This is a genomic window from Kitasatospora sp. NPDC023385 (assembly GCF_055664045.1).
The window spans coordinates 106,132-130,155 of record NZ_JBVOOL010000007.1 but is presented as its reverse complement, the minus strand read 5'-3'; the positions used below and the strand labels follow the sequence as shown (position 1 = coordinate 130,155).

15 protein-coding genes and 1 pseudogene are annotated in these 24,024 nt (G+C 73.0%); 10 read left to right on the top strand and 6 right to left on the bottom strand.

The features are described 5' to 3' along the window. Positions 1-161: 161 nt before the first annotated feature. The 3 genes and pseudogenes from AC0B61_RS13815 (at position 162) to AC0B61_RS13805 (ending at position 3,575) form a co-directional block, all read left to right on the top strand. A pseudogene (locus tag AC0B61_RS13815) lies at positions 162-1,477 on the top strand (MbnB/TglH/ChrH family RiPP precursor modification enzyme). A gap of 30 nt (positions 1,478-1,507) precedes the next feature. Further along, positions 1,508-2,644 carry a TIGR04222 domain-containing membrane protein gene (locus AC0B61_RS13810; protein ID WP_471740864.1) on the top strand — a complete coding sequence of 379 codons (1,137 nt, stop codon included), beginning with the start codon at positions 1,508-1,510 and terminating at the stop codon, positions 2,642-2,644. Between the two features lie 148 nt (positions 2,645-2,792). After that, the gene (locus AC0B61_RS13805; protein WP_471740863.1) at positions 2,793-3,575 is read left to right on the top strand and encodes a TIGR04222 domain-containing membrane protein; all 783 of its coding nucleotides are present in this window, start codon (positions 2,793-2,795) and stop codon (positions 3,573-3,575) included. A 55-nt stretch (positions 3,576-3,630) separates the two neighbouring features. Here the strand turns inward: AC0B61_RS13805 and hemQ are convergent, their stop codons facing one another. The 3 genes from hemQ to hemE all read right to left on the bottom strand — a co-directional run bounded on the left by hemQ (position 3,631) and on the right by hemE (position 7,019). Further along, entirely contained in the window at positions 3,631-4,356 is a 726-nt protein-coding gene (gene hemQ, locus AC0B61_RS13800; RefSeq protein WP_471740862.1) for a hydrogen peroxide-dependent heme synthase, read from the bottom strand. Next, positions 4,353-5,783, bottom strand: coding sequence for a protoporphyrinogen oxidase (hemG, locus tag AC0B61_RS13795; RefSeq protein WP_471740861.1), 1,431 nt, complete (start codon positions 5,781-5,783; stop codon positions 4,353-4,355). Before hemG ends, hemQ begins: the two co-directional genes overlap by 4 nt. A gap of 132 nt (positions 5,784-5,915) precedes the next feature. Further along, a complete protein-coding gene (hemE, locus tag AC0B61_RS13790; protein ID WP_471740860.1) occupies positions 5,916-7,019 on the bottom strand; it encodes a uroporphyrinogen decarboxylase in 1,104 nt (367 codons plus the stop codon). Between the two features lie 146 nt (positions 7,020-7,165). Between hemE and AC0B61_RS13785 the strand changes: the two genes are divergently transcribed. The 5 genes from AC0B61_RS13785 (at position 7,166) to AC0B61_RS13765 (ending at position 13,882) form a co-directional block, all read left to right on the top strand. Further along, positions 7,166-7,831 carry a DUF3000 domain-containing protein gene (locus AC0B61_RS13785; protein ID WP_471740859.1) on the top strand — a complete coding sequence of 222 codons (666 nt, stop codon included), beginning with the start codon at positions 7,166-7,168 and terminating at the stop codon, positions 7,829-7,831. Between the two features lie 321 nt (positions 7,832-8,152). Then, positions 8,153-8,878, top strand: a complete 726-nt coding sequence (locus AC0B61_RS13780) for a LuxR C-terminal-related transcriptional regulator (protein ID WP_471740858.1) — start codon at positions 8,153-8,155, stop codon at positions 8,876-8,878. A gap of 151 nt (positions 8,879-9,029) precedes the next feature. Continuing rightward, entirely contained in the window at positions 9,030-10,283 is a 1,254-nt protein-coding gene (locus tag AC0B61_RS13775; protein WP_471740857.1) for an HRDC domain-containing protein, read from the top strand. 231 nt (positions 10,284-10,514) lie between these two features. Beyond that, positions 10,515-11,732: a thiolase family protein gene (locus tag AC0B61_RS13770; protein ID WP_471740856.1), complete on the top strand. Its 1,218-nt coding sequence runs from the start codon at positions 10,515-10,517 to the stop codon at positions 11,730-11,732. Between the two features lie 2 nt (positions 11,733-11,734). After that, positions 11,735-13,882, top strand: a complete 2,148-nt coding sequence (locus AC0B61_RS13765) for a 3-hydroxyacyl-CoA dehydrogenase NAD-binding domain-containing protein (RefSeq protein WP_471740855.1) — start codon at positions 11,735-11,737, stop codon at positions 13,880-13,882. A 65-nt stretch (positions 13,883-13,947) separates the two neighbouring features. Here AC0B61_RS13765 and AC0B61_RS13760 read toward each other — a convergent pair whose 3' ends face one another. From AC0B61_RS13760 to AC0B61_RS13750, 3 genes are all read right to left on the bottom strand, one after another. Further along, positions 13,948-15,474, bottom strand: a complete 1,527-nt coding sequence (locus AC0B61_RS13760) for an ArnT family glycosyltransferase (RefSeq protein WP_471740854.1) — start codon at positions 15,472-15,474, stop codon at positions 13,948-13,950. A 137-nt stretch (positions 15,475-15,611) separates the two neighbouring features. Beyond that, the gene (dxs, locus tag AC0B61_RS13755) at positions 15,612-17,516 is read right to left on the bottom strand and encodes a 1-deoxy-D-xylulose-5-phosphate synthase (RefSeq protein ID WP_471740853.1); all 1,905 of its coding nucleotides are present in this window, start codon (positions 17,514-17,516) and stop codon (positions 15,612-15,614) included. A 271-nt stretch (positions 17,517-17,787) separates the two neighbouring features. Next, entirely contained in the window at positions 17,788-18,966 is a 1,179-nt protein-coding gene (locus tag AC0B61_RS13750; protein WP_471740852.1) for an ROK family transcriptional regulator, read from the bottom strand. A 535-nt stretch (positions 18,967-19,501) separates the two neighbouring features. Here AC0B61_RS13750 and AC0B61_RS13745 point away from each other — a divergent pair. Continuing rightward, complete coding sequence (locus tag AC0B61_RS13745; RefSeq protein ID WP_471740851.1) at positions 19,502-21,160, top strand: outer membrane protein assembly factor BamB family protein; 1,659 nt, start codon at positions 19,502-19,504, stop codon at positions 21,158-21,160. 150 nt (positions 21,161-21,310) lie between these two features. Next, entirely contained in the window at positions 21,311-23,911 is a 2,601-nt protein-coding gene (pepN, locus tag AC0B61_RS13740; protein WP_471740850.1) for an aminopeptidase N, read from the top strand. Positions 23,912-24,024: the final 113 nt, after the last annotated feature.

The following is a 24,024-nucleotide window of genomic DNA, read 5'->3' as shown; positions in this document are numbered from 1 at the left end:
CCAGGACGACAAGCTCAAATAATGCTCTGAGAAGACCGGGTGAGGCTTGGCAGCCACCCCGCCCGGGGACATCCTCAGCAACACGGCCGCGCGGTCCTGGCGACGACGCCCGCACTGTCCGACGGCCCTTCCCATTCCGGCCCTCCGAAGGGGGCGAACCCATGACTTCCCCTGCCCTGGACCTGCCCGTACGGGCCACCGGCGGCCTCACCGCCCCTGCCCGGCTCGGCGTCGGCCTCGGCTGGCGCAGCGAGATCGACACCGTGGTCGAACGCCAGCCCGGCCTGGACTGGGTCGAGGTGGTCGCCGAGAACGTCTGCGCCGGCCACCTGCCCCGCTCCCTGACCGTGCTGCGCGAACGCGGCGTCACCGTCGTCCCGCACGGCGTCGGCCTCGGCCTCGGCGGCGCCGACCTGCCCGACCCCGGGCGCCTCGCCCGGCTCGCCGACACCGCTCTGGCACTCGGCTCGCCGCTGGTCACCGAGCACCTGGCGTTCGTCCGGGCCGGCGGCCTGGAGGCTGGCCACCTGCTGCCCGTCCCCCGCACCCGGGACTCGCTGCGGGTGATCGCCGAGAACATCCGGATCTCCCAGGACCAGCTCCCGGTGCCACTCGCCGTGGAGAACATCGCGGCCCAACTCTCCTGGCCCGACGACGAGTTCACTGAGGGCCAGTTCCTCGCCGAGCTGGTCGCGCGCACCGGCGTCCGCCTCCTGATCGACGTCGCCAACCTGCACACCAACCGGGTCAACCTCGGCATCGACCCGGCCGCCGAACTCGACTGCCTGCCGCTGGAGGCGCTCGCCTACGTCCACGTCGCGGGCGGCACCCTGGTCGACGGGATCTGGCACGACACCCACGCCCACCCCGTCACCGCACCGGTGCTGGAGGTGCTCGCCGAGCTCTGCGCGCGGGTCGCGCCGCCCGGCGTCCTGCTGGAGCGCGACGCCAACTTCCCGCGGCCCAGTGAGCTGGCCGGTGAACTGGACGCCATCCGCCGGGTGCTGGAGGGGAGCACCCGGTGATGAGCGCCCCGACCCCGACCCCGACCACGGCCCGGCCCCCGGGCGGCGACCGGGACCTCCCGGCCGCCCGGGAGCGCCTGGCCCGGCGCCAGGAGGAGCTGCTGGCCGCGCTGGTGGCCGGCGGGCCCGTCCCGCCCGGCTTCGACCCGGCCCAGGTCCGCGCCCAGTCCACCGGCCTCGCCGCCAAGCGGCGCGACACCACCGCGAAGGCGGCCCCGGACCTGCCCCGCCTGCTGGGGACGCGGTACGGGCCGCTCTTCCTCGACTACGCCCGCACCCACCCGCAGACCGGCGGCTACCGCGCCGACGCCCGGTCCTTCGCCGCGTGGGCGCTCACCGACGGCGGCCCGCTCGCCGCCGACCACCGCCGGGCCCTGGAGCAGTGGCTCGACCCGGCACCCGTACGACCGCCCGGCCCGCTCGCGCGTCTGCGCCGGGCCCTGCGCGGCTAGCGAACCATCGTCACCTCGGGGGAACCGTCCATGTGGCACAACAGCTACTTCCTCGTCCCGGCCGTCCTGCTGGCGGCCGCCATCCTGTACGCCTGCCTGACCCGGCAGCGCATCGGCCACGTCCCGTCCGCCAAGGGGCTGCCCGGCCGCGGTCTGCCGCTGCTCGACGCCGCCTTCCTGTCCGGCGGGCCGGGCCGGGTGTTCGACACCGCCCTGGTCCGGATGCACCTGGGCGAGCAGGCCGTGATCAGCCGGTCCGGCCTGGTCACGCTCACCGGCTCCAAGCCGTACGACACGGTCGACCAGGCGGTCCACGACGCCGTCGGCCCCACCGGGAGCCGTGAGATCGCCCCGCTCCGCCGGATGGTGATGCGCTCCGCCGCCGTCCAGGAGATCGGCGACCGGCTCGCCGACCGCGGCCTGCTGCGCCGCCCCGAGCGGCTGCGGAAGGCCCGGACCGCCCGCCGGCTGCTCTGGCTCGCGATGCCCGTCGTGGTGGTCTTCGCCGTGGCCTCCGAACTGCTCGACGACGGCGCCCGCGGCCATGACCGCCCCAACCTCGTGATCCCGTTCTTCCTGCTGGCCCTGGGCTTCGTCGCGCTGCTCGCCACGAGGCCGGTCAAGGGCCGGATCACCCCGGCCGGCAAGCGCCAGCTCTCCCTGATGGGCGGCTCGCCGTGGACGCCCCACTCCGGTGTGTCGCCCCTGCTGGCCGGCGGCACGCTGCTGGGCGCGCTCGCGCTCGGCGGGCTGGCCGCCGCCGGGCTGGACGACCAGGAGCTGGCGGCCGCGATGCTGGCCGCGACGGCCGAGGAGGAGGCGGTGCGGCAGGCCGCCGCCGGCTCGTCCTCGTTCGCCTCCTCGTCCTCGTCCTCGTCGTCGTCCTCCTCGTGCTCGTCCAGCTCCTCCTGCGGCAACTCGGCCTCCTGGTGCGGGTCCACCGACTCCGGGTCCTCCGACTCCGGGTCCTCCGGCTGCGGCGGGAGCAGCGGGTGCGGATCGTCCAGCTGCGGGTCCAGCTCCAGCAGTTGCGGCTCGTCCTCCTCCAGCTGCGGGTCCAGCTCCAGCAGTTGCGGCTCGTCCTCCTCCAGCTGCAGCTCCTCGTCGTCCAGCTGCAGTTCCTCGTCCAGCTGCGGATCGAGCTGCGGCAGCAGCTGCGGATCGTGACCGCCGCCCCGGGGACGGCCGAGGGCCGTCCCCGCCCGGCGGCGGTTCGTCCCGGAACGGCGGTTCGTCCCCCGTCTGACGTCACAGTTCGGTATCGCGGACCGGGAAGACATTCCCCGCGCCCTCCGGCCAGGCATACAACAAGCCCATGTGGTTGCTGTTCCTGATACCGGCCTGTGTCGCGGCAGTGCTCTCCTGCCTCCGGCTGGTCCGGATGACCGCCACCGCCGACGCCCTGGCCGACCAGGACGGGCTGCGCCCCCCGGAGGCCGTCGGCATCGGGCTGTACGAGACCGCCTACCTGGCCGGCGGCCCGGACCGGGTGGTCGAACTGGCCCTCGTCCTGATGGCCGGCCGGGGCCGGCTGCACCTGGCCCACACCGGCTGGACGACCGTGGTCGACCCCAGGGGCCGCAGCCGCCTGGAACGGGCGGTCCTCGCCACCGTCGGCCCCGAGGGCCAGTGCCGCACGGACGAGCTGCGCCGGGCGATGGCCGAGCACCCCACGGTGCGGGAGATCGGCGCCCGGCTCGCGCTGGCCGGCCTGGCCACCCCGGCCCTGGTGCAGCGCAACACCCTCGTGGTGGTCCGGCAGGTCCGGCATGCCCTGCTGCTGTCCCTGCTCCTGCTGGCCGCCTCGCTGGCCGTCAGCGGCTTCACCGGCGGCGACACCCTCGCCCCGCTCGCCTGGTTCTCGCTGCCGCTGGTCCTCACCTCGGGCACCCTGCTGATGGCCCGGGTCGACGTCTACCCCTACACCCGCTGGGCCTCTCCGGTCGGCCAGGAGGTGCTGCGCGAGGTGCGCCCGGCCCGCCAGCGCGGCCTCGCCGACGACGAGGAGCGCGAACTGCTCACCGCCGTCGCCATGAACGGCGCGGCCGTCCTCCCCGACGCCCGCCTGCGCGCCGCCCTGCGCCCGCACCGCACCTGAGAGGCCGGCTCCCCCGATGCGGGGAAGCCGGCCTCCGGAGGGCGTGCGGCGTCGGTCAGACCAGGCCGTTGAGCAGTTCGCCGACCGGCTTGCGGCGGCCGGTGAAGAACGGCACCTCCTCGCGGACGTGCAGCCGGGCCCGGGACGGCCGCAGGTCGCGCATCAGGTCGACGATCCGGTGCAGTTCGTCCGCCTCGAAGGCGAGCAGCCACTCGTAGTCGCCGAGCGCGAACGAGGCCACCGTGTTGGCCCGCACGTCAGGGTAGCCGCGGGCCATCTGGCCGTGCTCGGCGAGCATCGCGCGCCGCTCGGCGTCCGGCAGCAGGTACCACTCGTAGGAGCGCACGAACGGGTACACGCAGACGTAGTCGCGCGCGCGCTCGTCGGCGAGGAAGGCCGGGATGTGCGACTTGTTGAACTCGGCCGGCCGGTGCAGCGCCATGTTCGACCAGACCGGCTCCAGCCGGCGGCCGAGGCCGGTACGGCGGAAGCGGTTGTACGCCTCCTGCAGGTCGTCCGAGTCGGCGGCGTGCCACCAGACCAGGATGTCGGCGTCCGCGCGCAGGCCGGAGACGTCGTACGTGCCGCGCACGGTCACGTCCTTCGCGGCCAGCTGCTCGAACAGCTCGTCCACCTCGGCGGCCAGGGCGGTGCGGTCCTCGGGCAGGGCGTCCTTGAGCTTGAACACCGACCACATGGTGTAGCGGATGACCTGGTTCAGGTCGCGCGCCTTCTTCTTCTCGGGCTGCTGCTCCGGCTCCCGCTCAACGCTCTCAGTCATGCGCCCATTGTCCTCTCCGTGGAACCCGCCCCGGTCTCCGGGGTCAGCAGTCCGTCGATGGCGGCCACCGCGGCGGCGGCCGAGCCGATGCACGCCGGAATGCCCACGCCGTCGTACGCGGCGCCGCACAGCGCCAGCGCGCCCACCCTCCCGACCGCCGCCCGCACCCGGGCCACCCGGTCCAGGTGGCCCACCGGGTACTGCGGCAGGCCGGCGTCGAAGCGCGACACGAAGGTGTCGTACGGCCGGGCGGTCAGCCCGATCGCCTCCTCCAGGTCCGCCAGCGAGCGGGCCACCAGCTCCTCGTCCGGCAGGCCGAGCGCCTCCTCCTCGCGGTGCCGGCCGAGCGAGGTGCGCAGCAGGAACGCGTCCGGCGCGGAGCGCTCCAGCCAGCCCCACTTGTTGGAGGAGAAGGTCGACGCCTTGATCCGCCGCCCGTCCACCGGCGGCACCAGGAACCCGCTGCCGGCCGGGAGTTCGGCCAGGTCGGAGCGCCGGAACGCCAGCGTCACCAGCGCCATGCCGGCGTACTCGACGGTGTCCAGCTCGGTGGCGGCCGCCGGGGCGTCCGCGCGCAGCAGCCGGGCCGCGGCCGGGGCCGGGACGGCCAGCACGACGGCGTCCGCGTGCAGCGCCTCGCCGCCGGTCTCCACCCGCCAGCCGTCGGGGGTGCGGCGCAGCCCGTCGACCGGGGCGTCCGTGCGCAGGTCCACGCCCGCCTTGACGCAGGCCGCGGCGGCCGCCTCCGGCAGCGTGCCGAGGCCGCCGCGCAGGCCGTTGAACACCGGGGTGCCCACCACCTGCGGCCGCGACGCCAGCTCGTGCACCCCCTCGACCAGCGAGCCGCCGCCGCGCGCGATCGACAGCAGTTGGGGGACGGCGGCGCGCAGCGAGATCTCGTCGGCACGCCCGGCGTAGACGCCGCCCAGCAGCGGCTCGACCAGCCGGTCCACCACTTCCCGGCCCAGCCGGTCGGCGACGTAGCGGCCGATCGCGACGTCCTCACCGACCTCGGTGGGCTCCTCGTGCCGGGCCCGCTCCAGCCCCTCGGCGGTGAGCACCCCGGAGGCTTCCAGCGCCGCCAGGTCGCCCGGCACGCCCATCACCTGACCGCCCGGCAGCGGCCGCAGCGCGCCGCGGGTCCAGATCGCCGCCTTCGCGGTGGTCGGCGGCTCCAGTTCCGCCGCCAGGCCGACCGCCCGCGCCAGCTCGACCGCCTCCGGCCGCCGGGCCAGCACCGACTCGGCCCCGAGGTCCACCCGGACCCCGCCGACCTCCCCGCCCCACAGCTTCCCGCCGACCCGCCCCGACGCCTCCAGCACCGTGACCCGGGCCCGCGCCGGCCCCCCGGCCGCCCCGCTCAGGAAGGCGGCCGCAGCCAGCCCCGAGATCCCACCACCGACGACGACGACCCGTGCATCCGACATGCCTCGCAGTCTCGCAGGTCTTTACACCGGACTCTCGATCCGCTGTGCGCGGTCGTGGTGCGTGCCCCGCCGAACACGGCGGTGGCGGGCCCTCCGCAGCCGGAGGGCCCGCCACCGCCGTGCCTCGGGGTGTCAGCGCGCGCTGGCCTCGTGGACGAACGCGACGAGCCGGCTGAGCGCGTCCGGGTCCATGGACGGCAGCACGCCGTGGCCGAGGTTGAAGATGTGGCCGCTGGGGCCGAGCGCCCGGGCGGCGTCCAGGACCTCGCGGGCCTTGGTCTCCACGACCTCGGTGGGCGCGAACAGCACCGCCGGGTCGAGGTTGCCCTGCAGGCCCTTGCCCGGGCCGACCCGCTCGGCGGCGACGTTCAGCGGCACCCGCCAGTCGACGCCGACGACGTCCGCGCCGGCCTGGCTCATCAGGCCGAGCAGTTCGCCGGTGCCGACGCCGAAGTGGATCCGCGGCACGCCGTAGCCGGCGACGGCGTCGAAGACCTTGGTGCTGGCCGGCATCACGGAGCGGCGGTAGTCGTCCGGCGCGAGCGAGCCCACCCAGGAGTCGAACAGCTGGACCGCCGAGGCGCCGGCCTCGATCTGGACCTTCAGGAAGGCCGTGGTGATGTCGGCGAGCCGGTCCACCAGGGCGGCCCACAGCTCGGGCTGCCCGTACATCATGGCCTTGGTGTTCTCGTGGTTCTTGGACGGCCCGCCCTCGACCAGGTAGCTGGCCAGCGTGTACGGCGCGCCGGCGAAGCCGATCAGCGGGGTTGCGCCGAGCTCGTCCACCAGCAGGCCGATGGCCTCGGTGATGTAGGGGACGTCGTCCGGCTCCAGCGGGCGCAGCCGCTGGAGGTCCTCGAAGGTGCGGATCGGGTCGGCGATGACGGGGCCGACGCCGGCCTTGATGTCGACGTCGATGCCGACGGCCTTGAGCGGCACGACGATGTCGCTGAAGAAGACCGCCGCGTCCACCTTGTGCCGGCGCACCGGCTGCAGGGTGATCTCCTTGACCAGCTCGGGCCGCATGCAGGACTCCAGCATGGGGATGCCCTCGCGGACCTTCAGGTACTCGGGCAGCGAGCGGCCCGCCTGGCGCATGAACCACACGGGGGTGTGCGGTACCGGCTCGTTCCGGCAGGCGCGCAGGAACGCGGAGTCGTACGCGGCGCCGCGGCGCGCGGGGGTGGTCCGGCCGTCGTGGGTGGCCGCCGTCGTGTCTGCCGTTGTCTCGCTCACGCGTCAAATCTTCGCACGCGCCCCGGGGCCCCCTTCCCGGCCGGTCTCGTCGGTTCCTCCAAGATCTGCCCGGGTTTGCCGTTCCGGCACGCCGCTGGGAGAGAAGTTGCGGCGATAACCCAAGCTTTCGACCTAGTCTTCGGGGCATGGCAGCGGTCGGAGGGCACCCCTCGCAGGGTGGCGGAGCAGGTGGCGGGACGGGTGGTCACGAGGGGGCGCCGAGCGAGTTCCGGGCTGCGGTGGCGGCCTTGGACGGGGCCCGGCTGCGGCCCGAGGTCCAGCTCTCCCCCGCGCCGGCGCCGCGCCGGCTCGCCCCGTACGCGTTCGCGGTGACCGCCGCGGTGGAGGTGGACGGCGAGGAGCTGGCGGACGGCCGGCTGGTGCTGCTGCACGACCCGGCCGGGCAGGAGGCCTGGAACGGGGAGTTCCGGGTGGTCACGATGACCCGGGCCGAACTGGAGCCGGAGATGGCCGGCGACCCGCTGCTCTGCGAGGTCGGCTGGGCCTGGCTGCTGGACTCGCTGCAGGCGCACGGCGCCGGGTACGCGGAGCCGTCCGGCACGGTAACCAGGTGCGCGTCGCAGTACTTCGGCGGCCTGGCCGAGCGCCAGTCGTCGACCGAGATCGAGATCCGGGCCTCCTGGACGCCGGCCGACGGCCGCTTCGAGCGGCACCTGTCGGCCTGGGCGGACCTGCTCTGCATCGGCGCCGGCCTGCCGCCGGCCGCCCCGGCCGGGCAGGGCCCCGCCGAGGTTCCGTCACTCGGTGGAGTGGTCCCGATGCCGGCCCGGCGACGCCCCCGGTCGCACTGACGAGTGGCGTCCGGGCCCGACGGCACCGGACGGCCGGTCCGCCACCCCCAGGACTGACGGAGTGTGACTTCGGACCCGCTCTCTGTCAATTAGCCGCTCGATACTGACCGATCCAGGCCGATCTTGATCGATTTTGTACGAATACCAGGCATGTCACGTCAATCGTTTGCGCGATTTGTCCGTATTGTTACTCACTAGATCGTGATCTTTCGCTAAAGCCGGGCACGGTTGCTGCCGAAGCAGACTGTGACCCTTTCCGAACGCGGAACACTCCGACCGCCCCCATCGGGGTTCCGTCCGCCACTCCCCGCAGGAGGCCTGGTGTCGGTCCTTCTTGAGCACCCCGCAAACGTGGTCGCCTACCGGCCGACCAAGCCCACCGCCATGGTGGTCATCGCCGATCCCCGCGTCCGAAACACCGTCACCCGTCATCTGTGGGCGCTCGGCGTCCGGGACGTGATCGAGGTGTCCTCGATCGCCGAGGCCCGCCCACGGGTCTCCACCCCGCGCGACATCTGCGTCGCCGACGTCCACCTCCCGGACGGCTCCGGACTCACGATCCTCGCCGAGACCCGCGCCGCGGGCTGGCCCAACGGCCTGGCCCTGTCCGCCGCCGACGACATCGGCGCGGTCCGCAGCGCGCTGGCCGGCGGTGTCAAGGGCTACGTGGTCACCGGCACCCGGACGAACGTCGCGATGCCCGGCCGCCCCGGCCTGCCGCTCGGCGCCGCCGGGCTGGCCGGGCGGATGCGCCGCCCCGGAATGCCGGGCATGCCGGGTGCCACCGGAGCGCCGGGCGCCCCCGGAGCCCCCGGTGCCCCCGGTGCGCCGGGCCCGCAGCAGGCCGCCTACCGCGAACTGTCCGGCCGCGAGGTCGAGGTGCTGCGGCTGGTCGCCGAGGGCCAGTCGAACAAGGCGATCGGCGTGGCCATGGGCCTGTCCGCGCTCACCGTGAAGAGCCACCTCGCCCGGATCGCCCGCAAGCTGGGCACCGGCGACCGCGCCGGGATGGTCGCCGTCGCACTGCGAACCGGCATCATCCACTGAGCCGAGCGCTCCGGACCGCCGCGGCGGCCGAGGAGGAACGTTTCCTCCTCGGCCGCCGCGGCGTCGTTCGGAGCCCTGCGGCATATTCGCGAAGCCAGTCTGACCAGTCCGACAACACTCCCGGCCGCGAGGACCGTCGTACCCTTGGGGGGTGACCGACGCCGTAGCAGCCATCCCAGAAGAAGCAGCCCCGGTCCCGCTCCTCGAACCGAAGGAGGGGATCCCGCCCGTCGTGGCGGACGAGCAGGCGCTGGCCGCCACGATCGCCGCCTTCGCCGCGGGTACCGGGCCGGTCGCCGTCGACGCCGAGCGGGCCTCCGGCTACCGCTACGGGCAGCGCGCCTACCTCATCCAGCTGCGGCGCGCCGGCTCCGGCTCCGCCCTGATCGACCCGATCGCCTGCCCCGACCTCAGCGCGCTCGACGCCGCCCTCGCGGACGCCGAATGGGTGGTGCACGCGGCCACCCAGGACCTGCCCTGCCTGGCCGAGGTCGGCATGAGACCCCGGCGCCTCTTCGACACCGAGCTGGCCGGGCGGATCGCCGGCTTCGCCCGGGTCGGCCTCGGGCCGATGACCGAGAACGTGCTCGGGCTGAGCCTGGCCAAGGAGCACTCGGCGGTCGACTGGTCCACCCGCCCGCTGCCCGAGCCCTGGCTGCGCTACGCCGCCCTGGACGTCGAGGTGCTGCTCGAGCTGCGCGACGCACTCGAACAGGAGCTGGACGCCCAGAGCAAGCTCGGCTGGGCGCTGGAGGAGTTCGCCGCGATCGCGGCCGCGCCCCGCCCGGCCCCGCGCACCGACCCGTGGCGGCGCACCTCGCAGCTGCACAAGGTCCGCCGGCGCCGTCAGCTGGCCGTGGTGCGCGAGCTGTGGCTGGCCCGCGACCGGATGGCACAGGAGCGCGACGTCTCCCCCGGCCGGGTGCTCTCGGACGCCGCGATCGTCAACGCCGCACTGGCCATGCCGCTGAACATCGCCTCGCTGCAGGCCCTCCAGGGCTTCGGGCCCCGGGTGCACCGGCGCCAGCTGGAGCAGTGGCTGGCGGCCGTCCAGCGCGGCCGGGAGGTCCCGGAGGCCCAGCTGCCGCCGGCGGCCGCACCGCACGACGGACCGCCGCCGCCGCGGGCCTGGGCCGAGAAGGACCCGGTGGCCGCCGCCCGGCTCTCCGGCGCGCGCAGCGCGGTCAGCGAGCTGGCCGAGCGGTACCGTCTGCCGGCCGAGAACCTGATCACCCCGGACCTGGTCCGCCGGGTGTCCTGGGAACCGCCGGTCGACCGGGGCCCCGAGGGCGTGGCCGCCGCGCTGCGCCGGCTCGGCGCCCGGCAGTGGCAGGTGGAGCTGGTGGCGCCGGCGATGGCCGCCGCGTTCGCCGCGGTCGCAGCCGCCCCCGCGGCCGAGGACTGAGCCGACCGAGGCTTCCGGAGGGGGTGTCGTCCGTGCGGACGGCACCCCCTCCGGCATGCCCAGGGCAGCTCTCCTGGTCGGACGTGTCGCGGGACACACCGGGAGAACCCTCCGAGGGGCCTGGGCAGGTTGGTTACCGACGGGTAGCATGACGGTGAAGCGGCGCCGCTCGGGACTTCTCCGGCGGCAGCCTGCCCACCTCAAATGTTGGTCCCTGGGAGGAGAGCCCCCGTGCCTCGTACCGCGAGGGACGTCGTCTTCGTCGATGGCGTCCGCACCCCGTTCGGCAAGGCCGGCCCGAAGGGCATCTACCACGAGACGCGCGCCGACGACCTCGTCGTCAAGTGCATCCGGGAGCTCGTGCGCCGTAACCCCAACCTGCCCGTCGAGCGCATCGACGAGGTCGCCGTCGCGGCCACCACCCAGATCGGCGACCAGGGTCTGACCATCGGGCGCACCGCCGCCCTGCTGGCCGGCCTGCCGAAGTCCGTGCCCGGCTACGCGATCGACCGGATGTGCGCCGGCGCGCTGACCGCCGTGACCACCACCGCCGGCGGCATCGCCTTCGGCGCGTACGACGTGGTCGTGGCCGGCGGCGTCGAGCACATGGGCCGCCACCCGATGGGCGAGGGCGTCGACCCGAACCCGCGCTTCGTCTCCGAGAAGCTGGTCGACGAGTCCGCCCTGTTCATGGGCATGACCGCGGAGAACCTGCACGACCGGTTCCCGCACCTGACCAAGGAGCGCTGCGACGCCTACGCCGTGCGCTCGCAGGAGAAGGCCGCCAAGGCGTACGCCAACGGCGACATCCAGCCCGACCTGGTGCCGATCTCGATCCGCAACACCAACCCCGAGGTCGGCGAGACCGGCTGGGGCCTGGCCACCGTGGACGAGCCGCTGCGCCCGGGCACCACGATGGAGAGCCTGGCCGGTCTGAAGACCCCCTTCCGCCCGCACGGCAACATCACCGCGGGCAACTCGGCCGGTCTGAACGACGGCGCCACCGCCTCGCTGCTCGCCGCGGAGGACGTCGCCGAGGAGCTCGGCCTCCCGGTCAAGATGCGCCTGGTCTCCTTCGCCTTCGCCGGCGTGGAGCCCGAGGTCATGGGCATCGGCCCGGTGCCGGCCACCGAGAAGGCGCTGGCCAAGGCCGGCCTGACCATCGACGACATCGGTGCGTTCGAGGTCAACGAGGCCTTCGCCGTCCAGGTGCTGGCCTTCCTGGACCACTACGGCATCGCGGACGACGACGAGCGGGTCAACCCGTACGGCGGCGCGATCGCCTACGGCCACCCGCTGGCCTCCTCGGGCGTGCGCCTGATGAACCAGCTGGCCCGCCGCTTCGAGCAGCGCCCGGACGTCCGCTACGGCCTCACCACGATGTGCATCGGCTTCGGCATGGGCGGCACCATCGTCTGGGAGAACCCGCACTTCGAGGGTGGTAAGTGACCATGAGCAACACCACTGAGCTGCTCCAGCACGGCGCCGAGCTGTTCCCGGGCGAGGTCGTCACGACCGCGCACGTGCGCCACCTGGACCTGCCGCTGCAGGCCGGCAAGCTGGCCCTGATCACCCTGGACAACGGCTTCGACCACACCAAGCCGACCACCTTCGGCCCGGGCTCGCTGCTCAAGCTGTCCGAGGCGCTGGACCAGGTCGAGGCCGAGGCCGCCGAGGGCCGCATCGTCGGCGCCGCCATCACCGGCAAGCCGTTCATCTTCGCGGTCGGCGCCGACCTCAAGGGCGTCGAGCTGCTCAAGGAGCACGCGGACGCGCTGGCCATCGGCAAGGGCGGCCACGAGGTCTTCAAGCGGATCGCCGCGCTGCCCGTCCCCACCTTCGCCTTCTACAACGGCGCGGCGATGGGCGGCGGCGTCGAGGTCGGCCTGCACGCCACCTACCGCACGGTCAGCGCGGGCGTCCCGGCGTTCTCGCTGCCGGAGGTCTTTCTGGGCCTGGTCCCGGGCTGGGGCGGCTGCACCCTCCTGCCGAACCTGATCGGCCCCTCGAAGGCGATCAAGGTCATCATCGAGAACTCGATGAACCAGAACAAGCAGCTCAAGGGCAAGGACGTGTTCGAGCTGGGGATCGCCGACGCGATCTTCGAGCCGGCCGACTTCCTGGAGCAGTCGCTGCTGTGGGCCGCCAAGGTCCTCAAGGGCGAGGTCGTCGTCACCCGCGAGGAGATCGACCGCGGCAAGGCCTGGGACGACGCCGTCGCCTGGGGCCGCCTGGTCGCCGACTCCAAGGTCCACGGCGCCGCGCCGGCCGCCTACAAGGCGCTGGACATCATCGCCCAGGTCAAGGACGCCGGTCTGACGGACGCGGCCGGCCTGCAGGCCGGCTTCGACGCCGAGGACGCGGCCCTGGCCGACCTCATCATGAGCGGCGAGCTGCGCAGCGGCATCTACGCCTTCAACCTGGTGCAGCGCCGGGCCAAGCGCCCGGTCGGTGCGCCGGACAAGTCGCTGGCCCGCCCGGTCTCCAAGGTCGGCGTCGTCGGCGCCGGCCTGATGGCCTCGCAGCTCGCGCTGCTGTTCGCCCGCCGTCTGGAGGTGCCGGTGGTCCTCACCGACATCGACCAGGAGCGCGTCGACAAGGGCGTCGGCTACGTCCACGCCGAGATCGACAAGCTGCTCGCCAAGAGCCGGATCGGCAAGGACAAGGCCAACCGCCTCAAGGGCCTGGTCTCGGGCTCGCTCGACAAGGCCGCCGCCTTCGGCGACGCGGACTTCGTCATCGAGGCCGTGTTCGAGGAGATGGGCGTCAAGCAGACCGTCTTCGCGGACCTGGAGGACGTCGTCTCGCCGACCTGCGTGCTGGCGACCAACACCTCCTCGCTGTCGGTCACCGAGATGGGCTCGAAGCTGAAGCACCCCGAGCGGGTCGTCGGCTTCCACTTCTTCAACCCGGTCGCGATCCTCCCGCTGCTGGAGATCGTCCGCGGCGAGCAGACCGACGACGCGTCGCTGGCCACCGCCTTCGCCGTGTCGAAGAAGCTGAAGAAGACCTCGGTGCTGGTCAAGGACGCCCCGGCGTTCGTGGTGAACCGGATCCTGACCCGCTTCATGGGCGAGATCCAGAGCATCATCGACGAGGGCACCCCGATCGCCGACGTCGAGAAGGCCGTCGAGCCGCTCGGCCTGCCGATGTCCCCGATCGTGCTCCTGGAGCTGGTCGGCCCGGCCATCGCGCTGCACGTCTCGGAGACCCTGCGCGGCGCCTTCCCGGAGCGGTTCACCGTCTCCGAGAACCTCGCCGAGGTCGTCAAGGCCGGCAAGCGCGGCTTCTACACCTGGGTGGACGGCCAGCAGGTCCTCGACCCCGAGGTGCTGGAGCTGCTGACCTTCGGCGACTCGGTGCTCACCGAGGAGCAGGTCCGCGCCCGCGCCCTGGAGGCGGTCGCGCAGGAGATCGGCCTGATGCTGGCGGAGGGTGTCGTCGCCGAGGCGCAGGACATCGACCTCTGCATGATCACCGGCGCCGGCTGGCCCTTCCACCTGGGCGGGATCACCCCGTACCTGGACCGTGAGGGCGTCTCGGAGCGGGTGAACGGCAAGCCGTTCCTCGCCCCGGGTGTCGCCTCGGTGCCCGCGTAAGCGTAGCGGTACGCAGGAGCCCCCGGTGACCGGTCACCGGGGGCTCCTGCGTGTGTGCGGACGGCTCAGTGCTTGAGGCGGTAGACCACGGTGTCGGCGAAGACGCCGACCATCTCGTAGTGGGTGTCCAGCAGGTTCTCGATCCGGGGCACCAGGACCGGCTGGTACGGGGCGATGCCGGAGTCGTCGACGACGACCTCGGGCAGGCCGTTGGCCAGCTCCTTGTCGAAGGTCTGCCAGGCGTTGGAGACGCTGAACTGCTCGCCCACGTTCTGGCCGCCGTCCTTGCCGCCGCTGTAGTTGGTGAGGAAGCCGGCGGTCAGGTAGCGGCTGGCGGGCTTGCGGTCGGCCAGCCAGTACAGCTCGGGGTGCATGCCCCAGACCAGCACGGTGTCCTTGGGGGTGGTCTGCGCGGCGACGGCGGTGGCGACCTCGGTGGTGCGGTCGAGCCGCTCCCCCGGCCAGGCCAGCGCCAGGCCCCAGAACACCGTGGCGGCGGCCGTGGTGTACACCAGGACGGGCTTCCAGCGGATCGCCGAGGTGGCGACCGCCCCGGTGCCCAGCAGCACCAGCGGCGGGATCAGCTGCAGGTAGTAGTGGCCGAAGAAGTGGAAGCCGACGCTGACCGCGACGACCGAGGAGAGCAGCCAGACCCACAGGTCGGTGGTCGAGCCGTGCTCCTCGCCGGCCACCGGTAGCGGGCGGTGGCGGTACTTGAGCCAGAGCCGGCGCCCGACCGGGAACAGGAAGCCGAGGCCGGCGGCGACCAGGATGGCCGAGTTGCCGAACGCGCGGCCGAGCATCTGCAGCCAGGCGCCGCCGAAGGTGGCGTAGTCGCCGCTGCCGGTGACGACCCAGAAGAGGAAGCCCTTGGGCTTGGTGAGGATCACCGCGACCAGCGCTATCGGCAGGATGAAGCCGAAGCCGATCTTGAACAGGGCGGGCGGCCAGCGCACCCCGCGCCGGCGGGCGTCCTGGAACAGCATCCAGAGCACCGGCAGCAGCACCGCGCCGCCGGTCTGCTTGGTCAGCGAGCAGAGCGCCACGGCGATGCCGGCCGCCAGCCAGCGGCGCCGCTCGGCGTACCGGAAGGCGGCCACCATGGCGGGCAGCATGAAGACCTCGAAGGTCGCCGCCTGGGTGTCCTCCGGGGAGAGCCCGATGGAGACCAGGAGGTAGAGCAGTCCGGCGCCGGCCCCGGCCCGGTTGCCCCAGCGGCCGCGGGCGATCGAGGCCAGCAGGATCGCGGTGGCCAGGTGGGCCACCACGGCGAGGGTGCGCAGCGGCCAGAGCGAGGCGGAGCCGAAGACCGCGAAACAGGCCTGGTAGAGCCAGGGCAGCAGGGGGGGCTTGCGGTCCACCACGGTGTCGTACAGCACCCCGCCGTCCGCCAGCATCCGGGCCTGGGTGGCGAGGAAGCCCTCGTCCGGGCTCCAGACGGGCCGGGCGAAGGAGGGGATGTGGGTGAGCAGTGCGACCAGTGCGAGCACCGGCACCAGCCTCGTCCAGTACCCGGCTCGGACGTGGGTACGGACGCGCTCGGACAGGCGCTCGGCCGGTCCGGCGGGGCGGGGGCGGGTGGGGGTCGGCACGGTTGACAACCTACCGGGCGGGATCGGCGCCGGTAGCGCCGGTCCCGCCATTCAGTACGATTATCAGCTTGTTCTGTGACGAACTGTTACAGAGTTACGACGAACAGTCGTCGGCGGAACGGGTGACCCGGCTTTCGTCAGGCCTCGACCCGCGCCCCGGCCAGCCCGGCGACCAGGGCCGTCACCTTCCGGGCGATGTCCGGGGCGTTCAGGCCGATTTCGGCCAGGATCTGGTTCCGGCTCGCGTGGTCCAGGAACTCCTGCGGAATGCCGAAGTCGCGCACCGGCAGGTCCACGTCCGCATCCCGCAGCGCCTGCGCCACGGCCGCGCCGACGCCGCCGGTACGGCCGTTGTCCTCGATCGTGACGACCACCCGGTGCTCGGCGGCCAGGCCCGGCAGGGCCGGGTCCACCGGCTTGACCCAGCGCGGGTCGACCACGGTGGCGGTGATGCCCTGGGCGGCCAGCAGGTCGGCGACCTCCAGGCTGGTCCCGGCCATCGCCCCCACCGAGACGACGAGCACGTCGGCGCGGTGGGCCCCGGAGTGCTCCTCGGCGGCGCGCAGCACGTCCATGCCGCCGACCCGGCCGACCGCGGGGACGGGCGCTCCGACCGTGCCCTTGGAGTAGCGCACCACGGTCGGGGCGTCCTTGACCTCGACGGCCTCGCGCAGCTGGGCCCGGAGCTGGTCGGCGTCGCGCGGGGCGGCCAGCCGCAGGGTCGGCACGATCTGCAGCATCGACATGTCCCACATGCCGTTGTGCGAGGCGCCGTCGTCGCCGGTGACACCGGCCCGGTCCAGCACGAAGGTGACGCCCAGCTTGTGCAGGGCCACGTCCATCAGGACCTGGTCGAAGGCGCGGTTCAGGAAGGTCGCGTAGACCGCGAACACCGGGTGCAGGCCGCCGGTGGCCATGCCCGCGGCGCTGGTGACGGCGTGCTGCTCGGCGATGCCGACGTCGAAGGTGCGGTCCGGGAAGGCCTCGGCGAACGGGGCCAGGCCCACCGGGTGGAGCATCGCCGCGGTGATGCCGACGATGTCCTCGCGCTCGTGGCCGAGCGCGACGATCTCCTCCGCGAAGACCGAGGTCCAGCTCCGGCCGGCGCTCTTGATCGGCAGGCCGGTCTCCGGGTGGATCACGCCGACCGCGTGGAACCGGTCCTCGTCGTTGTTCTCGGCGGCGTGGTAGCCGCGGCCCTTCTCGGTGAGGCAGTGCACGATCACCGGGCCGCCGAAGCCGCGCGCCTTGGTCAGCGCGGACTCCAGGGCGGTCAGGTCGTGGCCGTCGATCGGGCCGATGTACTTGAGGCCGAGGTCCTCGAACATGCCCTGCGGGGCGATGAAGTCCTTGAGGCCCTTCTTGGCACCGTGCAGCGTCTCGAACAGCTGCTGGCCGACGACCGGGGTGCGCTGCAGCGCGTCCTTGCCCCAGGAGAGGAAGCGCTCGTAGCCCTGGGTGGTGCGCAGGGTGGCGAGGTGGTTGGCCAGGCCGCCGATGGTCGGGGAGTACGAGCGCTCGTTGTCGTTGACGACGATGACGACCGGGCGGTCCTTGGCGTCGGCGATGTTGTTGAGCGCCTCCCAGGCCATGCCGCCGGTCAGCGCGCCGTCGCCGATGACGGCGACGACCGGGTCGTTCTTGCCCTGGAGCTGGTTGGCCTTGGCCAGGCCGTCGGCGTACGAGAGCACGGTGGAGGCGTGCGAGTTCTCGATCACGTCGTGCTCGGACTCGGCGCGGGACGGGTAGCCGGACAGGCCGCCCTTGGTGCGCAGCTGCGAGAAGTCCTGGCGGCCGGTGAGCAGCTTGTGGACGTAGCTCTGGTGGCCGGTGTCGAAGAGGATGCGGTCGCGCGGCGAGTCGAAGACCCGGTGCAGGGCGACGGTGAGCTCCACCACGCCGAGGTTGGGGCCGAGGTGGCCGCCCGTCTTGGAGACCTCGGTCACCAGGAAGGTCCGGATCTCCTGGGCCAGTGCGGCCAGCTGTCCGGGCGTGAGCCGGTCGAGATCGCGCGGTCCCCGAATGCGGGTCAGCAGGGCCACCCGTTCCTCCTCGTTCAGTGTTCGCGGACCGCGGGCGGTCCGACGGGCGTCGCTGCCCGGTCCGGCGGCGGGCCGGCGGTCGTGGCCGGTACCGACCGGTCGAGTCTAATGTCCGCCTGCCGGGCACCGAGCGGCGCGCCCGGTGCCGTCGTTCGGTTACCGCCATTCCCGGAGGTCGGCCGGGGGATGCGCGTCACGACGGGTTGACGGGCAGGTGTTCGACCGCCTTTACATCCGTCGTCCCGCCCGCCCCCGCGGCGCCGGGCCGACGCTAGCCGCGGCCGAGCGCGCCCGACTCGCCCATCTCGCTCATCACCAGGGCCAGCGCTCCGAGCACCTCGGCCCGGCCGCCGAGGGTGCCGGGGACGACCGAGAGCTGACGGGCGGCACTGGGGATCGCGTACCGGGCCACCGAGTCCCGGATCGGGGCGAGCACCAGCTCACCGGCCTCGGCGAGGTCCCCGCCGAGGATCACCCGGCGCGGGTTGAGCAGGTTGCACAGGGTGGCGACGCCGGTGCCGATCTGCCGGCCGGCGTCGGCGATCACCCGGCGGCAGCCGAGGTCACCCTGGTGCGCCAGCTCGACCACCCGGGGCAGCGTGAGGCCCGGGCCGAGGGTCGTGGCGAGCAGGGAGAGCAGGTAGCGCGAGCCGACGAAGGTCTCCAGGCAGCCGCGGTTGCCGCAGCGGCAGACCGGCCCGGCCTCGTCCAGCGTGATGTGCCCGATCTCACCCGCCGTGCCGCCCGGGCCGCGGTAGATCTGGCCGTTGACCACCAGTCCGGCACCGACCCCGCTGGCGACCTTGATGTACGCGAGGTCGCTCAGTCCGCGGCCGGCGCCCCACACCAGCTCGCCGAGTGCACCGAGGTTGGCGTCGTTGTCCACGTGCACCGGCATGTCCAGCCGCTCCGCCAGCTCGCGGCCCGGGGCGATGCCCGTCCAGCCGGGCAGGATCGCGGTGGAGCCGAGCGCGCCGGTCTCCACGTCGATCGGGCCCGGCACGCCGAGGCCGACGCCGATCACCTTCTCCGGACGGAAGCCCGCCTGTGCCAGCAGCCGCTCGACCATCGCCTCGGCGCGGTCGAAGCCCTGCTGGGCGGAGACGTCCACGTCGATCGGGGCGCTCTCCTCGGCCAGCACCCGGTGGGCCAGGTTGCCGACCGCGACCCGGAGGTGGGTGTGACCGAAGTCGATGCCGACCACGATGCCGGCGTCCCCGCTGAGCGAGACGCTGCGGGCGCGGCGGCCGCCGGAGGAGGTGTCGGCGACCACGACGGTGCCGCTCTCCTTCAGTTCCCGCACGATGTTGGACACGGTGGCCGCGGAGAGGCCGGTGCCGCGGGCGATCTCGGCCTGGGTCAGCGAGCCGGCCATCCGCACCGCGCGCAGCACCCGCTCCAGGTTCGCCCGGTGCAGGGACGACTGCGAGCCCGGTGTGTCCGTCGACATGATCCACCCTCCCAGGGCGGGGATCCCTCCGCCGGGCGTCCCCTTCAACTCCTGAAGGGTACGGTCCGGGGGCGCGCGCGGAAGTGCCGACGGGGGCGGGCGGAGGCGGGCCGGGGCCGGCGGGGACGGACGGTGGTGCGCCGGGGGTGGACGCGACGGGCGGCCTAGGGGCGGGCGCGGGGCGGCGGCGGGGCGGGACGCGGGGGTCACGCGGAGGTGTCGGCGGTGCGAGCCGGGTGATCGGCGGGTGAAGGTGTTGCACGGCCTGGACCTGCGGGGACGGGGTTCGGCCGTCCCGGCAGCGGCCGAAAACGCCGCACCACTACCATGGTGCCCAATTCTCACTCGTCCCCCCGGAACCGTGGACGGTACCGGCAAGGGGACGCATCCAGATATGACGGGGACTCAGATGGCAGGGGATCACCCTACGCCGGGGGCAGGCGAAACGCCCGGCAACGGTCCGCAGGACAACCGGGGCGTCTCGTTCGGACGCCCGCCAGGCGGCGGTGTCGATCCGGCCGCCGTCGCGGACCAGATGACGCAGCTCGACGGCTCGGCCGTCCCGGGTCAGGCCGCGCCCGCCGGACCGCCGCCGGCACCGCCCGCGCAGCCGCCCGCACAGCCGCCCGCACAGCCGCCCGTCGGCGGTGCCGACTACGCGGCGTACGCGCCGACCGCGACCGGGTTCCCCAGCCAGGCCCCGCCGCCGGCCGGTGCACCGATGGGCCCGTACGACCCGGTGCCCACCGGCGGGTACCCCGCCCCGGACGCCGCGCAGGGCTACAACACCGGTGGCTACGCCTACCCGCCGCAGCAGCAGCCCGGGTACAGCTACCCCGGCGCCCCCGTCCCGCCCAAGCAGCGCAACCCCGTGCTGCTGTGGGGCGGGATCATCGGCGGTGTGCTGGCGATCGCGATCGTGATCGCCCTGGTCGTCCTGCTCAAGGACCCCGACCCCACCCCGGGCCCCGGCCCCGTCTCCAGCGGCAGCACCGATCCGGACAACAACAGCCCCGCTCCCGGCCCCGGCCCCAAGGGCAGCAGCACCTACAACGTCGCCTGGAACGCCCCCAAGGGCCCCAACACGGACGGCTCGAACCAGATGCTCGGCGTCTGGGGCACCGACAAGCTCGCCATCCGCGCCGACAGCGCCGGCATCAAGGCCTACAGCCTGGCCGACGGCAAGGAGGCCTGGACGATCCCCGTCCCGGCCGGCAGCAAGGAGATCTGCACCGCCTCGTACGGCGCCAACTCCAAGAACATCGCCGCCGTCTCCTTCAACACCGGTGACAGCGACTGCTCCACGGTCGGCGCCATCGACCTGGCCCAGGGCAAGCTGCTCTGGAGCGTGAAGGTCTCGGCCGACCGGATGTCCTCGCCGACGCTGAGCGTCACCGAGAACGTCGTCGCCGTCGGCGGCAACGCGGTCGGCGCCCTGAACATCGCCAACGGCCAGCCCGCCTGGCAGTACCAGCCGCGCGACAAGGACTGCAGCGTGCGCGGCCGCACGGCCGGCAACCAGATCGCGGTCAGCGACCGCTGCTACGGCGGCAGCGGTCCCAAGTCGCAGCTGGTCATCGTCAACGCCGACACCGGCAAGGCCGCCAGCACGCCGATCACCCTGACCGGCAGCATCGAGCAGGTCGACCAGATCGTCCAGGACAAGCCGCTGGTCCTGCTGATGTCCAGCGGCCCGCAGGGCGACTACGTCCTGCCGTTCGACAAGGACAACAAGCCGGGCACCCAGATGTCCGTCAAGGAGCCCGGCTCGGACAGCCTGCGCCTCTCCGGCCAGGACGAGGCCTTCACCCGGAACGTGGTCAGCGGCACCACCCTGTACGTCCAGGTCAGCGGCACCAAGCCGGGCATCAACGCCTACGACCTGAACACCGGCAAGCGCCTGTGGGCGGCCACCACCAGCTCCGCCAGCAACGACATGCGCCTGGTGGCCGGCACGGACAAGGACGGCAAGATCCGCGCCATCGTCGAGCAGGGCTACGACAAGCCGGCCCGCCTGGTGACGCTCTCGCCGACCGACGGCTCGATGACCGACATCGGCACCATCGCCATGCCCAACGGCCTGGACATCGGCAGCAGCACCTCCGAGTACCTCGTCTCGGACGACGGCAGCGCGGTGTACGCCTTCCGTCGCTACAGCTCCACCGACGGTCCGCTGACCAAGTGGAAGAAGTGATGCCGGGGGCATGACCCCTCGTCGCGGCTGATGCGGGCGGGGCGGGTACGGGCGTTCGGCCCGGGCCCGCCCCGCCTGCGATTTTCCGGCGGGCCCGTCCGTTGAACGTGCGAGGATTCGCACCATCAGTCTGACAAAGGAGTGCAGCCAGTGCCCGGCACAAACCTGACCCGCGAGGAGGCCCGCGCCAGGGCCGACCTCCTCCACGTGGACGCCTACGACATCGAGCTCGACCTCGGCTCGGCCCGCGCGGGCGGCACCTTCCGGTCCACCACGGTGGTCCGGTTCACCGCCACCACGCCCGGCGCGGACACCTTCATCGACCTCGTCGCCCCGAGCGTCGAGGAGATCACCCTCAACGGCGAGCCGCTCGACCCGGCGAGCTTCGCCGACAGCCGCATCCCGCTGCCGAACCTGGCCGCCGAGAACGAGCTGCGGGTCGTCGCGGACTGCGCGTACACCAACACCGGTGAGGGCCTGCACCGGTTCGTCGACCCGGTCGACGGCGAGACCTACCTGTACACCCAGTTCGAGGTGCCGGACGCCCGCCGCGTCTTCGCCACCTTCGAACAGCCCGACCTGAAGGCCACGTTCGCGTTCACCGTGACCGCCCCCAAGGGCTGGGTCGTGGTCTCCAACTCGCCCACCCCCACCCCGGTCGGCGACGGCGACACCCCGGTCGGCGACGGCGACACCCAGGTCTGGACGTTCGAGCCCACCGGCCGGATCTCCAGCTACATCACCGCGCTGATCGCCGGCCCGTACGTCGGCGTCTTCGACAGCTACGAGAACGGCGAGCAGAAGGTGCCGCTGGGCGTCTACTGCCGGCCCTCGCTGCGCGAGTTCCTGGACCCGGAAGCCATCTTCGAGGTCACCAAGCAGGGCTTCGACTACTTCCAGGAGAAGTTCGACTACCCGTACCCGTTCGCGAAGTACGACCAGCTGTTCGTACCGGAGTTCAACGCCGGCGCGATGGAGAACGCGGGCGCCGTCACCCTGCGCGACCAGTACGTGTTCCGCTCCAAGGTCACCGACGCCGCGTACGAGGCCCGCGCCGCCACGATCCTGCACGAGCTCGCCCACATGTGGTTCGGCGACCTCGTCACCATGGAGTGGTGGAACGACCTCTGGCTGAACGAGTCGTTCGCGACCTTCGCCGAGGCCGTCTGCCAGGCCGAGGCCCCCGGCTCCAAGTGGCCCCACTCCTGGACCACCTTCGCCAACCAGATGAAGACCTGGGCCTACCGGCAGGACCAACTGCCGTCCACCCACCCCATCATGGCCGACATCAACGACCTCGAAGACGTCCAGGTCAACTTCGACGGCATCACCTACGCCAAGGGCGCCTCGGTGCTCAAGCAGCTGGTGGCCTACGTCGGCCAGGACGCCTTCTTCCAGGGCGTGCAGGCCTACTTCAAGCGGCACGCCTGGGGCAACACCCGGCTGAGTGACCTGCTCGGTGCCCTGGAGGAAGCCAGCGGCCGCGACCTCAAGGCCTGGTCCAAGGCCTGGCTGGAGACCGCCGGCATCAACGTGCTGCGGCCCGCCATCACGCTCAACACGGACGGCGAGATCGAGACCTTCGCCGTCCTGCAGGAAGCCCCCGCGCTGCCCGCCGGCGCCAAGGGCCAGGCCGTGCTGCGGCCGCACCGCATCGCGATCGGCCTGTACGAGCTCGACGGCGACACCCTGGTGCGCACCGACCGGATCGAACTGGACGTCGACGGCCCGCGCACCGAGGTGCCGGAGCTGGTCGGACGTCACCGCCCCGCCGTCGTCCTGCTCAACGACGACGACCTCTCGTACGCCAAGATCCGGCTCGACGAGGACTCGCTCGCCGTCGTCACCGAGAACCTCGGCGGCTTCACCGACTCGCTCCCCCGCGCGCTCTGCTGGGCCTCCGCCTGGGACATGACCCGCGACGGCGAACTCGCCGCCCGCGACTACCTGGCGCTCGCGCTGTCCGGCATCGGCCGCGAGAGCGACATCGGCGTCGTGCAGTCCGTCCAGCGCCAGGTCAAGCTCGCCCTCGACGCCTACACCGACCCGGACTGGCGCGAGCAGGGCCTCGCCCGCTGGGCCGCCGCCGCCGAGGAGCACCTGCGCGCCGCCGAACCCGGCAGCGACCACCAGCTGGCGTGGGCCCGCACCCTCGCCTCGGTCGCCCGCACGGACGGTCAGCTCGGGCTGCTCGCCGGACTGCTGGACGGCTCCGTCGAGATCAAGGGCCTCGCGGTCGACACCGAGCTGCGCTGGACGCTGCTGGTGCGGCTCGCCGCCACCGGTCGGGCGGACGAGGCCCTCATCGCCGCCGAGCTCGAGCGGGACAACACCGCGGCCGGCCAGGAGCACGCGGCCACCTGCCGCGCCGCCCGGCCGACCGCCGAGGCCAAGGCGGAAGCCTGGGCGTCGGTCGTGGAATCGGACCAGCTGACGAACTATGTGCAGGAGGCCGTCATCGCCGGCTTCCAGCAGTCCGACCAGCGCGAACTGCTCGCCCCGTACGCGGCCAAGTACTTCGCCGCCGTCAAGGACGTCTGGGAAACCCGCAGCCACGAGATCTCGCAGCAGATCATCGTCGGGCTGTACCCGGCGCTGCAGGTGACCGCCGCGACCCTCGACGCCACGGACGCCTGGCTCGCCGCGGCCGAACCGGCGCCGGCGCTGCGGCGCCAGGTCATCGAGTCGCGGGCCGGCATCGAGCGCGCGCTCAAGGCCCAGGCGGCCGACCGGGCGGCGGGGAGCCGCTGACGGGTCTCCGTAACGGCCGGCTGTACCGGCTGGTAGCGGCTTGGTAGCGGACAGCCGGAAGGGGCGTCGGACGGGATCGTCCGGCGCCCCTTCGGGTCTGTGCGGGTCCTGAT